The organism is Schnuerera sp. xch1, from assembly GCF_019931165.1.
Lineage (GTDB): Bacteria > Bacillota > Clostridia > Tissierellales > Tepidimicrobiaceae > JAIOUP01.
The window spans coordinates 104,704-120,266 of record NZ_JAIOUP010000005.1; the positions used below are offsets into that span (position 1 = coordinate 104,704).

General features: G+C 32.8%; 13 protein-coding genes. 2 read left to right on the plus strand and 11 right to left on the minus strand.

All coding sequences use genetic code 11. The annotated features are described in order from the left end of the window. Positions 1-410: 410 nt before the first annotated feature. From K8M07_RS05925 to K8M07_RS05955, 7 genes are all read right to left on the minus strand, one after another. Positions 411-581, minus strand: a complete 171-nt coding sequence (locus K8M07_RS05925) for a hypothetical protein (protein WP_223376978.1) — start codon at positions 579-581, stop codon at positions 411-413. 627 nt (positions 582-1,208) lie between these two features. Then, positions 1,209-2,594 (minus strand): MFS transporter, encoded by a 1,386-nt coding sequence (locus K8M07_RS05930; RefSeq protein ID WP_223376979.1) that lies wholly within the window; start codon positions 2,592-2,594, stop codon positions 1,209-1,211. Between the two features lie 79 nt (positions 2,595-2,673). Continuing rightward, positions 2,674-3,654 carry a uroporphyrinogen decarboxylase family protein gene (locus K8M07_RS05935; RefSeq protein WP_223376980.1) on the minus strand — a complete coding sequence of 327 codons (981 nt, stop codon included), beginning with the start codon at positions 3,652-3,654 and terminating at the stop codon, positions 2,674-2,676. A 34-nt stretch (positions 3,655-3,688) separates the two neighbouring features. Further along, on the minus strand, positions 3,689-4,333 hold the full coding sequence (locus tag K8M07_RS05940) for a B12-binding domain-containing protein (RefSeq protein ID WP_223376981.1): 645 nt from the start codon (positions 4,331-4,333) through the stop codon (positions 3,689-3,691). A gap of 242 nt (positions 4,334-4,575) precedes the next feature. Next, positions 4,576-5,988 (minus strand): MFS transporter, encoded by a 1,413-nt coding sequence (locus K8M07_RS05945; protein ID WP_223376982.1) that lies wholly within the window; start codon positions 5,986-5,988, stop codon positions 4,576-4,578. Positions 5,989-6,083: 95 nt separating this feature from the next. Then, positions 6,084-7,064 carry a uroporphyrinogen decarboxylase family protein gene (locus tag K8M07_RS05950; protein ID WP_223376983.1) on the minus strand — a complete coding sequence of 327 codons (981 nt, stop codon included), beginning with the start codon at positions 7,062-7,064 and terminating at the stop codon, positions 6,084-6,086. Between the two features lie 34 nt (positions 7,065-7,098). Next, on the minus strand, positions 7,099-7,743 hold the full coding sequence (locus K8M07_RS05955) for a B12-binding domain-containing protein (RefSeq protein WP_223376981.1): 645 nt from the start codon (positions 7,741-7,743) through the stop codon (positions 7,099-7,101). Between the two features lie 159 nt (positions 7,744-7,902). Here K8M07_RS05955 and K8M07_RS05960 point away from each other — a divergent pair, with 159 nt between their 5' ends. After that, positions 7,903-8,049, plus strand: coding sequence for a hypothetical protein (locus tag K8M07_RS05960; protein ID WP_223376984.1), 147 nt, complete (start codon positions 7,903-7,905; stop codon positions 8,047-8,049). A gap of 502 nt (positions 8,050-8,551) precedes the next feature. On the opposite strand, the gene K8M07_RS05965 is transcribed toward K8M07_RS05960, so the two are convergent. After that, the gene (locus tag K8M07_RS05965) at positions 8,552-9,376 is read right to left on the minus strand and encodes a methyltetrahydrofolate cobalamin methyltransferase (protein WP_223376985.1); all 825 of its coding nucleotides are present in this window, start codon (positions 9,374-9,376) and stop codon (positions 8,552-8,554) included. Between the two features lie 278 nt (positions 9,377-9,654). Here K8M07_RS05965 and K8M07_RS05970 point away from each other — a divergent pair, with 278 nt between their 5' ends. Beyond that, positions 9,655-11,238 carry a PucR family transcriptional regulator gene (locus K8M07_RS05970; protein WP_223376986.1) on the plus strand — a complete coding sequence of 528 codons (1,584 nt, stop codon included), beginning with the start codon at positions 9,655-9,657 and terminating at the stop codon, positions 11,236-11,238. Here K8M07_RS05970 and K8M07_RS05975 read toward each other — a convergent pair. The 3 genes from K8M07_RS05975 to K8M07_RS05985 all read right to left on the minus strand — a co-directional run bounded on the left by K8M07_RS05975 (position 11,150) and on the right by K8M07_RS05985 (position 14,551). Further along, a complete protein-coding gene (locus tag K8M07_RS05975) occupies positions 11,150-11,710 on the minus strand; it encodes a DUF2284 domain-containing protein (protein ID WP_223376987.1) in 561 nt (186 codons plus the stop codon). The genes K8M07_RS05970 and K8M07_RS05975 overlap by 89 nt on opposite strands. A 47-nt stretch (positions 11,711-11,757) precedes the next feature. Beyond that, complete coding sequence (locus tag K8M07_RS05980; RefSeq protein WP_223376988.1) at positions 11,758-13,272, minus strand: ASKHA domain-containing protein; 1,515 nt, start codon at positions 13,270-13,272, stop codon at positions 11,758-11,760. Positions 13,273-13,654: 382 nt separating this feature from the next. After that, positions 13,655-14,551, minus strand: coding sequence for a methylenetetrahydrofolate reductase (locus tag K8M07_RS05985; RefSeq protein ID WP_223376989.1), 897 nt, complete (start codon positions 14,549-14,551; stop codon positions 13,655-13,657). Between the last annotated feature and the right edge of the window lie 1,012 nt (positions 14,552-15,563).

The following is a 15,563-nucleotide window of genomic DNA, read 5'->3' on the forward strand; positions in this document are numbered from 1 at the left end:
TATCTGATTCTCCAAATCCTGGATATTTGCAAAACAATGCTTTTATCTTTAATACCAGTCTTGTATTTCGGGATGTTTTTCTATAAGTCTTTCATTCATTTATAGTAATTTTTTCATAATAATCGTTATACGCTAAACTTAATTTTACCATAGCTGGTATAAAAATATCATAATATCTACTAATTTCCCCAAGTTTTCTAAACAATTTCCTCAAACGTGCTACATCAGATTCTCTATATTCTTTAGTCTTCTTATATTCAATATATTGTTCTCGTATTTCTTGATTCTCATTATAATAAGCATCAAAATCATTTACAGCATCTGTTCATTCACTAGATATCTTATATACATTTGCATCATCCACATCGATCAAGGTAAATACTAATAAATCTTCCATAATACCCCTATCTTCACCTTGGATTAATCATTCCAATAATTCTAATTTTTTTCTCGCTATTATGTTCTATTTCCTTTTTATACTTTATTTCGCATAAAACAGTATTAGATAATTGACTACATAAAAGTTTATTGATTTTTTCAATATTTAATGCCAAATCAATATAAAATTTTGTTGTATCCATTTCGAAAGTCCATTATCTGGTCCCTCTAGTCAACATGGATATGATAATGTAATCGACAATTCTATTATAATTATTACATCATTACCAATATAAACTACGATTTTAATTAATATTTTTAAAATATCATAAACAATATACATAATATGGATATAAAATAGCTTAACATTATAGCTTTCTAGTTACATATAATATGAAGAATACAGCATAAGCAAACGATTAAAGACTGCCTCTACATATGTTAGGTTTATAACTATCTATTCAATCCATGCATATTCATAATACAATATTATATAGACGACCTTTGATCTCACCCGTTGCATGGCATAACATCCTACTTATGATACGGTTCTCCGTATCGACTTGATGCACAAAATAGATAGGATATATTTAGTAGCTGATATATATTACCAACATCAAAACTTATTCAAAATTAAAGCAGTAGGTTTCATTACACAGAACCTACTGCTTTAATTTTAATATTAATAGAAACTTAAAAAATTAATTTACTGCCTATTATAAACTTCTCATCATACTTCATTTAAACTTCATTGATATCGGATTACCTTAATTTATATAAATTTAGAAGCTAAATTAGTATACAACTATTTAAACTATTAAAATATCTCACTATCTCGCATAATGCCTGTGGTACCTTGCCGCTTTCTCTGCATTTACTTTTGCATACACAGCTGCATCTTCGTCAGTTATCTTGTATCCTATTAGCATTATTGCAGCTCCTGCTAAAGCAAATATTGCCGGTGCTCCAGCAAACACCCACATGAACTTAGATACAAATTCAGGAGTAGGTGTTATTCCTGCTGTATATCCAATAATGTCTAAACCATATCCTGCGAGAGTACCACCGATCATAAACCCTACTTTTATAGGCATATTATACATATTTATTGCTATTGCACGATTATCTTTTCCTGTTTTATAAAAGCCATATTCACCTGCATCAATTGCATAGTTAGGTCCAAAACCAAAGAAAAAGTACATCCCTAATTGATTAAGACAAGCAAAAAATATATAAACGATCAAAGATTCTTTGGCAAAAAACGTCATTAAGAAGAATGCGGCAGCATATATTGATAATCCTGTTACCATGGCATTCTTCTTTCCTAACTTTACACCAATTTTGGGACCTATTGTGCTGGCAACTACTGCAAATGCCTTTGTAATAGTCAAAGCAACTGACATCATTAAGAAATCGCCCAATACATACGTAAAGTAATATGCCATAGCACTTTGATTCAATACCATAGCTATAAACTGCAATGAACTTGACGTCAAATAAACTAAAAGTTGATTATTAATGACTACAGATTTAGCCATCTCTTTTATAGTTGGAGTCGGAACTTCTGAAACTGTATTTTTTGAATACGGAGGATCATAAGAAGCAGCGGTTCTTGTTAAAGCTGTAGCACCAATTAGAAATAGCGAACCAAATAATATTGATACAACAAAATATGAATTTGCTCCTACCATAGGAGTAAAAAAATTAATTAGAGGAATTATTGTAGCAGAAGCGATGATACCAGCTGCTGCCATAGCCTGACCGTTTCTAATTGCCAATGTATTTCTAGCTTTCAAATCTACACCTGACATTAATGAAAGTATACTAAATTGTGATGTTTGAAGAAAAGCCATTGAACAATGTAGCAAAATATAGCCTATAATAGTAACTGCAATTTTACCCCCAGTAGAAAATGTAGAAGTATTAGCAAATAATAATGCAGAACCTGTAAATACTGTAAAACGACAAATCATAGTCCAAGAACGGTATTTACCCCATTTTAACTTTGATTTCTCAATGATTCCTCCAGCTATTAATGCAACTATAAAGTCAACTATTCGACCAATCAATAATGTAGTTCCCATTAATGCCGCACCATAAAGTAGATAATCAGTCATGAATATGTTTGTATAATTCATGGACACTGCACTAAATGTCGTTAATGCAAAACCATAAAAAGTAAAAGCACCTATTTCGGACTTCTTTAATTTAGACATAGCATAACCTCCAAAATGTTTAATTTTAACAAAGGCAACAGATTGCAATCTGTTGCCTTTGTTAACCTTCTAAACATGTCTAAAACATAACCTTACTCATTTTATCAATTTCTTCACTAGCATTCTCATACACACCTTCAAAAGAACTATAGTCTCCTCCTTGAGTTAAGCAAGGAATATAATATAATTTCCCACATCGTCTGCAACTTTCCTCTACATATTTAGCAGTATTCTCAGGTGTCCAATCTGGAAAATCAACTACTCCACTGTCAATATCTCCCATAAAACTTATTTGTCCACCATATTTGTCTATAAGTTCAGGAGTATTATTAGTTGACATAGTTCCTTGCCATATGTCAATTCCCATCTCTATCATATAGGGAACCAAGGTTGCTGCATAACTGTCACAATGGTGGACAATGAGCTCAACGCCATTATCTTTATAATATTTATATATCTTTTTATATCTTGGTACAAAAAACTCTTCAAACATCTTCGGAGAAATAAATGTAGAGGTTTGACTTCCCCAATCATCATGATGAAAAATTGCATCAGGCTTAAGATACTTTATAAGTTGCTCTGCATATTTAAGCTCATACTCCATTAAGTAATCAAGTAATTCGTGCATTTTCTCAGGTTCTTCATAATAATTCATTAAAGCGTTTTCCATTCTCATAAGGTGGTGTGTCATTTCAAAAAGACCTGGTGCTACAAACCCTGTTACAAACTTTTCCTTTCGATTTACAGATTCTGCATGTTTTACAGCTACTTGCCATTCTTCTTCTGAAAATATAACAGAAGGTGCTTTTACGTACTTTTTCCATTCCCTAACATCTTTTAATACAATATGTTCCTCATCATGTACGGGGAAATCTCCAAGCTGTCCTTTTGGCCATTTAAAGGTTATACCCCATTCATTTTTAATTTCCTCACCTGGTTTAGGCTTTATCCTTTTTATAGGGACTTTATCTATAATTTCAAGAAATTCATATTGCTTCACAAATCTATCAGGATTTCCACCTTTTATAGTTTCAAGCAAGTTTTCTCGTATCGTTAACATATTGATAACCCCCTTTGCTTATTTTAAGGCATATTTACGCAATTGCCAATTCCTTTACCAATTCTTTTGCTTTTGTGGCCGCACTACCCGCATCTGACGAATATCCATCTGCGCCAATTTCCATTGCAAATTCATTTGTTATAGGAGCACCACCGACAATAACCTTAAAACCTGTCAAATCGCTTTCTTTAAGAGCCTTAACAGTTTCTTTCAAAGCCGGCATTGTTGTAGTAAGAAGTGCAGAACAGGCGACCAATTTAACATCATCATTTTCCTTAACTGCATCGATAAATTTTTCCTTCGGCACATCTACTCCAAGGTCAATTACGTTAAATCCAACACTTTCAATCATCATAGCTACTAGGTTTTTGCCGATATCATGCAGATCACCTAGCACTGTACCTATAATACATGTGCCCAATGACGACGAGCCTTCACCAGTCAAATGTGGTTTAAGAATCTCAACACCACTTGCCATTGCTTTTGCTGCTAGAAGCATTTCAGGCACAAAAATTTCACCTGCAGAAAATCTATCTCCCACAACGTTCATAGCTTTAATCATTACCTCAAGAATATCCTCAGCTTTTTCTCCTTCATCCAATACCTCTTGCACAAGGCTAGGCACAATCTTAGTCTTACCTTCTTCGACATTAACTTTTACTTCTTGAATTTTGGACATATTATTACCTCCTATATAAATTAATATATTTTCTATACAATTAATATGTTTTCGAAAAGTTCAAAAACTTTAATTTATTTCAGGGTTGAACATTAAAGCTTTGTTCCTACTTTTTTGATAAAAAATATATAAAATGACATTTAACTGCAATTGCCCTACTTACGGAAGGTATAGAACCATTAATTTACTCTCCTATTATGATAGTGTTAAATAATTATTTGAAACAATTATTTGACATTATATTATACTTTAACGCCTATTTCCTCTTGGCATTTATTGATTTGATCGGTGGTTAGCTTATAGCCAAAGATAAGAAATATTACTCCAATAACTAAGAAAATAGCAGGTACTAATGAAAATATAGCCGCAGAACCTCTTTTTATAGTTTCTGAAGCTTGCGTAGGATCTATATTTGGATTAAAATTCATCATGGCAAGGGCAATATTTAATATAACAGATTTTCCCAAAACAGCTACTTTTAGTGGAAAGTTTTGTAGTCCCATAATGAACCCTTGTACATCTTTGCCAAATTTCCATTTTGCATATATAGCAGTATCTGCATAAAGAACTGGTGTACAAGCAAAGCTAACTCCATAACCCATCTGAACTATACTCATAAGTATTATTACTAAGATAACATTCATATAAGAAAAAAAAGCTAATACCATAACGCCAATCATTATTATATAAGTTGCTATTAATGTCTTACGACTTGAAAATTTTTTAATCAATGCGCCAGCTATAAAGGAACCTACAACAGCAGCAATATTTGAAATAAAGATATAGGGTCCTTGTAATCCTTCACTTTGTGCTACATATGTAAAATAGTATATGGCAGCACCAGAGACAACAAATTTAATACTCATTTTTGCAAAATCTACTACTAATAGTGCTAGCAATGGTGGACTTTTTAATAATACTTGCACCATGTCTTTGCCAGTAAGTTTTCCTTTAGTTTTTGCATCTGCCTGTTCCTCTTCTCCAGTATCCTCATAACCATCTGTCATCTTAAAGTGTGCATAGTATCCAACTACCATTACTAAACTTAAAGCAAATGCAAGAGCTGCAAACTTATTTCTTTCGCCTACCACCTGTGCAAGTAAATTGGCTAATGGAAGTCCTAAAAATGAAAATGTAACAGCTGAAAGATTAGTCCATGTACCACGAGATGAAGATAAAATCCCACGCTCTTCAGGTGTTTGTCCTATAACACTTACCATAGTAGCATTAGCAGTCCATGGAAAGTTCCAAAGAATATGGCTAGATAAAGCACCTGCAATTACAATTACTGATGAAACTACGCCATTGCCAACCTTTAAAAACTGAAGGGCATACAAGAATGGTATACACCAAGGTATTATAATCAACCACGAGCGATAACGGCCCCATCTCTTTGGTTTAGCTGCATTAATAATGCCACCATAAATTCCCGATAAAACTGCGTCTACAATTGCAATAATCGAAGCAATGGTACCAACTACAGCTAATGGAAACTTAGCAATATTGGTTAGAAAAAAATTGAAATAAAAAGTCTCAACGCTTGTCATCAACGAGAAACCAAAATCCCCCATACCAAAGAATCTACGCAATGTAAATGTTAAAGGCTTGATACTTTTTTCATTTTTGAGCGTTGTACTTCTGTTCTCCGTTGACATAGTAGTAACCTCCTTAAATGCAATCTTTAAAACATTTGATTATTAGAAAGACAACAGGATATATTCTGTTGTCTTTCTAAATCTGTTAAAAATATTTAAAACATGATTTTACTCATTCTATCAATTTCTTCATTGACATTCTCATATACGCCTTCATGATAGCTAATGGCTAATCCATGGGTTACACAAGGAATATAATATAATTTCCCACATCGTCTGCAACTTTCCTCTACATATTTAGCAGTATTCTCAGGTGTCCAATCTGGAAAATCAACTACTCCACTGTCAATATCTCCCATAAAACTTATTTGTCCACCATATTTGTCTATAAGTTCAGGAGTATTATTAGTTGACATAGTTCCTTGCCATATGTCAATTCCCATCTCTATCATATAGGGAACCAAGGTTGCTGCATAACTGTCACAATGGTGGACAATGAGCTCAACGCCATTATCTTTATAATATTTATATATCTTTTTATATCTTGGTACAAAAAACTCTTCAAACATCTTCGGAGAAATAAATGTAGAGGTTTGACTTCCCCAATCATCATGATGAAAAATTGCATCAGGCTTAAGATACTTTATAAGTTGCTCTGCATATTTAAGCTCATACTCCATTAAGTAATCAAGTAATTCGTGCATTTTCTCAGGTTCTTCATAATAATTCATTAAAGCGTTTTCCATTCTCATAAGGTGGTGTGTCATTTCAAAAAGACCTGGTGCTACAAACCCTGTTACAAACTTTTCCTTTCGATTTACAGATTCTGCATGTTTTACAGCTACTTGCCATTCTTCTTCTGAAAATATAACAGAAGGTGCTTTTACGTACTTTTTCCATTCCCTAACATCTTTTAATACAATATGTTCCTCATCATGTACGGGGAAATCTCCAAGCTGTCCTTTTGGCCATTTAAAGGTTATACCCCATTCATTTTTAATTTCCTCACCTGGTTTAGGCTTTATCCTTTTTATAGGGACTTTATCTATAATTTCAAGAAATTCATATTGCTTCACAAATCTATCAGGATTTCCACCTTTTATAGTTTCAAGCAAGTTTTCTCGTATCGTTAACATATTGATAACCCCCTTTGCTTATTTTAAGGCATATTTACGCAATTGCCAATTCCTTTACCAATTCTTTTGCTTTTGTGGCCGCACTACCCGCATCTGACGAATATCCATCTGCGCCAATTTCCATTGCAAATTCATTTGTTATAGGAGCACCACCGACAATAACCTTAAAACCTGTCAAATCGCTTTCTTTAAGAGCCTTAACAGTTTCTTTCAAAGCCGGCATTGTTGTAGTAAGAAGTGCAGAACAGGCGACCAATTTAACATCATCATTTTCCTTAACTGCATCGATAAATTTTTCCTTCGGCACATCTACTCCAAGGTCAATTACGTTAAATCCAACACTTTCAATCATCATAGCTACTAGGTTTTTGCCGATATCATGCAGATCACCTAGCACTGTACCTATAATACATGTGCCCAATGACGACGAGCCTTCACCAGTCAAATGTGGTTTAAGAATCTCAACACCACTTGCCATTGCTTTTGCTGCTAGAAGCATTTCAGGCACAAAAATTTCACCTGCAGAAAATCTATCTCCCACAACGTTCATAGCTTTAATCATTACCTCAAGAATATCCTCAGCTTTTTCTCCTTCATCCAATACCTCTTGCACAAGGCTAGGCACAATCTTAGTCTTACCTTCTTCGACATTAACTTTTACTTCTTGAATTTTGGACATATTATTACCTCCTATATAAATTAATATTAGCTTATTGTAAAATTTTACAATTCGTATAAATACTATATTAAATTTATTAAAATGACTAGGTTTCCCCCGTTTTTGGATACACATACATTGAAAAAATGTTTATAACTTAAAAAACAAAAGGAGAAACTTATGCCAACTTCAGCTAAACAATTAAATTTTGGTGATATTTCTACTGATTTTGATAAGTTTTTTAATCAAAATCAAGATAACTTACTTTCTTTATTAAGTGAATTCATTAGTATTAGTGATTTTATTCCATTTTTCGTTTTCGTCTGAATTATATAAGTTTCATGACTTTTTAAAAGTTCTTGATAAATCTCAGTTTTCTAGGTTTAAATCCAATTTCTTTAATGTCCTTAATGATTTATTTAATAATTCAATTCATTATACTGAAGATATTCCTGAAAAAATCAATCCTTTAACTGCCTTTACACTTATGGTTAAGACAGAAAATCATGATAATCCTCTTGCAATTAAATTTTTAGTTGCATAAGCTAATTTTAACTGTTCAATTAAATAATTATTTTTTAAAGGTTTATTAAGTCTTTATTTTGCTATGTTCTTTTTCACATATAACCTAAATACTTATATAGTTTTATGAAATATCCTCACCTTCTGTTATAGATAACCTTTCATAATTTTAAAATTACATTAATCTATTTTATTTCAGGGGCCATCATTAAAACTTCGTCCCTACTTTTTGATAAAAAAGATATATAAAATGACACCATTTTCAAACAACATTTAATTATAATTATTAATTGGACTATCTCTTACATTATCTTGTCGATAATTTTTTCGCTTTTGATTTACCTATAACTCCATCGCGATGTGCTTGAATATACTCTAGACAATAATCATCATTCTTAAGCAATGCATTTGTAGCATAAATTATACCTAACATATCACTGTTTGTAGGATCTAAAATAGCACTATCCATCCCAGCTTGCATTGCTAAAACTAAAAATGCTTTATTAATATGTTTTCTTCTAGGAAGACCGAAGGAAATATTAGACAACCCACTAGTAAGATGGATATCAGGATAAGCTTTCTTAATCCTCCTGCAACATTCCGCAAAGGTCAACAAAGCATCTTGATCTGTCGATAGCGTCACTACAAGCGGATCTATATAAAGCCTTGAAGGATCAATACTGTATTCTTCTGTTTTAGTCATAATCTGCTCAAAAATTTCCATACGGTCATCAACTGAATTAGGAATACCATCGTCTCCACACAACAATGCAACGCATCCCCATTCAGTGTTCGCAATTCTAGGGAAGATTGTATCTATTTTATCTCCCTCCATAGAAACCGAGTTAACAATCCCTGGCTTATTACAAAACCTTATTGCTTCGACACATGAATGCTGACTTGGACTATCTATACAAATAGGCAAATCTGTAACTTCTTGAATACAATCAATTAACCAGTTCAAAGTCTCTACTTCTTCCTCTTCCTCAACTGAGGCACAACAATCAATGTAAGAAGAATTGGATTCTGCTTGCAACCTGGCTAATTCCTTTATAAACTGTGAATCACGATTTGCAATTGCCCTACTCACAGAAGGTATAGAACCATTAATTTTCTCTCCTATTATAATCAATTTGACACACACCTCCATATTCGATAAAATATGTTTACAATATATTCTAAAAGTTCCGAATTTAGTATATCATCAAATAATTCGGAATTCTATCCACAAACTGTTGATATCCTAATTATTTTTTAATACATTTTGTTCAATTTAAAGCATATTTAAAATCTCATAGGCATAAACTGAATAAATCCCAAGATAACACCAATGGAAAAACACTTTTTAAATTTAAAATATAGTGTCTTTCAGTTCAAAAATAAACAACAAAACTATAATGGAGGTTAACTATGAAATTAAGCTCTATCTTTGTAATTGAACAATTGCAAAGATATTATAAGATTTCTGTCCCCAGTGAACTTTCTGCGACTCCATGTCTAATTCACCCAACACTTTACACTCCAGGGATGAAATTACAAGACTATATAGTATATGTTGTAAACAAAATAGGATTAAATGACTTGGAAGCTTATGGAGAATTTCCAGAGCATTGTTTGGTTATCGTTATCGGAAGAAAACCGAATTATAAGTCTTTTAATGTGTGTACCTTATATGGTACCAATAATGCATTGATAGTTTTTTCACAAATTCAGGAACTATTTAACATTTATGCTACCTGGCAAGAGAATTTGATACATACTTATCTTAAAGATAAATCAATCCAAACTATGTTGTCTATAAGTATACCGGTATTAAAAAATTCATTGTTTGTAGTAGGAATGGATTTTACCATTTTAGCTGCCGCATTTATAAATTCCCCTAATTCCTATGAGGATGTATTCGGTTCTTCACAAAATACTCATTCATACGTAACCGCTTTAAAAAACAGTGAATTATTTCATCAAGTTAAAGAATTAAATAATGTTTTTTATTTTCCATCAACTGTAACAGGATTAGCCTCCCTCTGTGTAAATATCAAAAAGAATGACAAAACTACTCACCGTCTTGTGATGCTGGAAGATAACCGAAAAATAGGAAAAAATGAAGGATTTCTTTTAGAGTTTTTAGCTCTTCTAATACAACGCATGCTCAATTCTAGTTTAGTAAAACATTTGAATCCAATAAATAATGGTTATGAATATTTAACTAAAATTTTCTTGAACATTTTAAACAATAAAAACGTAGATTATCTGGACATAGGTCAAAAACTTAATGCTGAAGGCTGGTTATCCAACCACGAATATATTTGTATTTGCATTAAATTAACCAAAATAGACAAACGAAATTATACATATTACCCTATTATCCTCTATCTAAATAAAATTTTCAGCAACTCCTGTCCCCTTCTTTATAAAGGGAATATAGTAGTTTTTATAAATATGACTCTTTCACAACTAAACTTAAACGAGCTCTTAAAACGTGCCGAAGGCTTTGCGAAGGAAAGTTTATTAAATGTTGGTATCAGCCCCAGCATGTCAGGACATATACACTTACGATATCAGTACATACGCGCACAAATTGCTTTATCTATTGGAGTCCAGAAATCACCTAAAAAACGAGTCCACATATTCAACGATGTTTCTTTTGATTATATATTGCAACAATCAACAAAAGAGCTTCCCGCACCTATGATAGCCCACGAAAAACTCCTAAACTTAATAAATATTGATAAAACTAAAAATACTGAATATGTAAGGACTCTATACATATATTTAGATAATCAATTCAATGCGCTACAAACAGCAAAGAAATTGTTTATACATCGAAGCACATTAATGTACCGTTTAGACAAAATTAAAAAAATTCTTGGTTCAGATCTAAAAGATTCTGATGAACTTTTATATATTATGCTTTCTTTTCGTTTACTTGGCTATCGGCAAGAAGTAAAAAACAGCTTGTATACGATATACTGCCAGGACCATAATAATAATTAAGTCCATTATCCTTGCAAAGCTGGCTAACCAATATACCATAAGATTCCAAGGAAGAAATCATCTTGTCTTGAAATAGGCAGGCTTTATTTGGATATATGCATTTTTCACAAATTGTACATGCTCCAACCCCTAAATACAAAATGTCCTTGTACTTATTAGACAAAGAATATCTTAAATTTAAAGAACGTCTTTGGTGTTTATCCTGAATTTCCATCATGCCATCAACATCAAAACTGTTTTCTAGTTCATCAACCGTCTGAACTATAAATCCAATATTGTATTTTGCTATTCTAGCCCTGCACTCTTCCAGACTGCCACAGCCAGGTGGGCATGACCAATTTTTGCCATACATACCACAGATATTTGCCTGACACATACGACGTATCTCTGGAAGCAATTGTATGGTTTTTATATCCAATATGGTAAAATATTCAAAGCCAGCTTTTTCAGCTCTCCTTAATAATTCATCCATTCCTATATTTTCCCCCTATTACATTGTTTTTGAATTATCACTTTTACCTATAACTCTGTTTTTATAAACTCCATATGCTCCACAAACACATCCTGAAACTCTGCCGCCAATGCTAATTCCATAAACTTTACCTTTTTAGCAATTTTTGCTGCTCGATTAAATTCTTCTTTATTTAATATTGATAACTTTGCCCCTTCGCCTGCTGCATTTCCAACCACGGTTATTTTCTTTCGTAAAACTAATGGAATCAAGCCTATATCACATGCACTCTCAGAGGACATATAATTGCCGAAGGCCCCTGCAATTAAAACTTTATCTATATCTTTGTAATCCGCTCCACTTTTTTTACAAAGTATGTCAATTCCTGCAGCTATGGCTGATTTTGCTAATTGCAGTTCTCGGATATCTTTTTGACTTAAATAAACTTTATCTGATATATAATATGGTGAATGTTTTAAGTATCCAGAAGGCTCTAGTAGCCCGCACTGTAGCATTACTGCAACTGCATCTATCAATCCTGAGCCACAAATACCAATAGGTTCTTTTTCATTAATAACTGTATATTTCAACTGCCCATTCTCCCAGCTTACGTGATCAATGGCGCCGTCAGCGCCACGCATACCACATTCAATTTTTGCCCCTTCAAAAGCTGGACCAGCAGCAGTAGAACAAGCCAGGATCCGATCCTTGTTCCCAAGAACAATCTCTCCATTAGTTCCAATATCAATCATAAGAGTTAATTCTTCTAATTTATCAAATTCTAATGCTAGTAGGCAAGCAGAGGTATCTGCTCCTACAAAACTGCCTATATTAGGAAGAACACGTAAAATTCCTTCAGGATGAATATGAATGTCATAATCTTTAGCTAGGAAAGTATGTTCTTTTACCATTGCTGGTAAATAAGGTGCAAGTACTAAAGACTTAGGAGATAAGCCTAAAAAAAGATGATGCATAGCAGTATTGGCAGCGACGGAAATTCCATAAATATCTTCGATTTTAATACTAACCTTTTGAGTCAAGTGTTTAAGAAGTCCATTCATTGTGCCACGAACTATTTTGCCAAGATGTCCCTTCCCACGTTCCAGTTCATAATTACAACGACTAATTACATCAGCTGCATATTGGGATTGAGGATTTAACTTACTGCCTACTGCTAGTATTTCACCATCATATGCATTCAACAGATAGGCTGCAATTGTTGTAGTCCCTATGTCAAAAGCAGCTAATGCACAATTCTCCATTGCTTCTTTTTGTTCTGGCAATGCTGGAATCCCTGGCTTTACTTCTACATTTCTACTAGCACTCTCCATCAAAATCTTGTAAGCACCTGCTCGTCGCAATGTCTCCACTTCCATATCTTCTGTGATGGTTACCCTGCACGCCAATTCTTCTGATGCCTGTGTGCCACGAATGATTTTCACCTTGCACTTTTTACATTTCCCTTGTCCACCACAAAAAGCATTAGGCTCTAATCCCGCTGCACGTTCAGCTTCTAAAAGGTTTGTCCCTTCCTTTACACTAATTTCAGTTTTCCCATTAAAAACGACCTTGAATTCATTCATATACACACTCCCTTGAAATAAAGCGTAGTGTCAAATACGAACTATCTACATAAATTTGATTATCTTCCGTTTTACGCATGATTTTAGTAGGAATTATTATTACAACTTTTTAGAGAAGAGATTAACTAGAATGAAAATTCTGATGAAAAGGTGAGATATTAAAAAAGCTATGCCTATATTCACAAGAAAGTAAATTCTGATACTACATTCTGAGATAAGATATCTATTACGACAAATAGAGAAAAAAGCCTAAAAGTTAAAAAGATGCTATCAATACTTCATCACGAAGGCGAAAATACGTAGCTTACGCTAAATATATCGCCTTCGGATAAAAATTGAAAAGTGTCTATTGATGGTTTATCAACGATGTAGATAAGTATTCTTATGCTATCCCAGAAACATCGACATTTACATCCTTTAAATTTCTTATCCCTGCATCATTTAAAATATCAGCAACATCCTGCCATTTATTTAAAGTATAAATATGAAGCCCATCAATTCCCGTATTAATGTAATCATAAATTAGTTTTACAGTATACTCTTTACCCGCTTTTTTGAAATCTTCAGGATTGTCACCGTATTTTCCAATTATCTCTGCCAATTCCCTTGGGATTGAACAGCCATTGGATACCGTCATTCGAATTGTAGAATTTTTTGAAAGGACAGGCATAACACCCACATCTATCGGTAGTGCAATTCCTGCTTTTCTAATTTTGTCTACCCAACGTTCATATCGTCCTACATCATAGCATAACTGAGTCATTATATAATCTCCTCCGACATTCTGTTTTATTCGAAGGTGGGTTATATCCTCTTCAAATGATCTAGCCTGTATATGTTTCTCTGGATTTCCTGCTATGGCAATACAAAACTCAGGAAAATTTACCTTAATAAATTCCACCAGTTCATTTGCATAATCAAAATCTCCTCTTGTTTCTTCCCATCCCTTTGGAAAGTCTCCTCTTAAAGCCAGAATATGTTCAACACCCATATCTAAGTATGTCTGTAATTCTTTTCGTATACTTTCTTTTTTATTGCCTATACATGTATAATGAGTTACTGGGATTATTTTGCCGCTTTCTTTAATGGCTTTGCATATTTCCATGTTTCGACCTGCATTCGTTCCTCCTGCACCGTATGTACAACTGATAAAATCAGGTTCAAAAGCATACAAATGCTCTAATGTATCAAGAAGAGGCTCCATAGACTGATGCTCTTTAGGTGGAAAAACCTCAAAAGAAAATGACATCCTTTTTTCCATAATATCAGTTATCCTCATATTTATATTGCACCCCCATTTAGTTATAGTATGCTCTCGAAAAGTCCAAGAGTTTAATTTACTTTATTTCAGGGGTTAGCATTAAAGCTTTACCCCAAATTCCTTGATAAAATTAGTATTAATATTCTGGTAATACTCCTATAGTGGCGCTCATTTTATTCCTACATTTTATATCTCTATTAAAAACGCATATTTTTTCAAAATGATATTATGTTAACTAATTCTGTTTTACAGGTTTTGTTATGTTAATTCTGTTTACCCTTACCTAATATTGAAATTTAAACTATGTTTAATAAAAACGTACCATAAAAAAAATTAAAACTCTATCCACAAACTATTTAGTTTCAAGAATTTTTTTACTACATTTTGTATTAAAACTATAATGAATTTTCAAAAATATGCACTTTGAAAAACTCTTTTTAATTTTTTGTTGAATATAGTGAGATTGTAATAATGCATTAAAGTATATTACGATATGCTGAACTAGATAGTATCTTATAAGATATGACAGCTTGTCCTACTTATAATACGGTTCATCATATCAGTTTTACTCGCAAAATAAGTAGGATGTATTTAATGGTGGGATACCCAATGAAAATTGAGGTTTCAATAATCTATACAATTTTTATATGTATCTTACTACTTTATATTAATTATAACTCTATAAAGCCACTCGAGTTCTCCAAGTGATTTCTTTCGTGTTATTGAAATATATACTTTTATAATTGGATTATTTTTTATTGCTATTCTCCTTATAAAATCTTTCTGTTCCCATTTTATAGTCTTGGTAATCTTGCTAAATACTTCTATCATCTTATAGTCAAAAGCTTCTGCACTTACTTCTATTATTAGTTATACGCTTTTGAGCTAGCATAAACGGGGCTGTTTCAAAATAAAAAGCCCAAAAAAGCAAAACAGGTCTTAGAGCGCTAGCTCTAAGACCTGTTTTTTAGTATAATTTAATACTATGAAAAACCATACTAAATTTAATCATAAAGCAAAAATCAAAAAA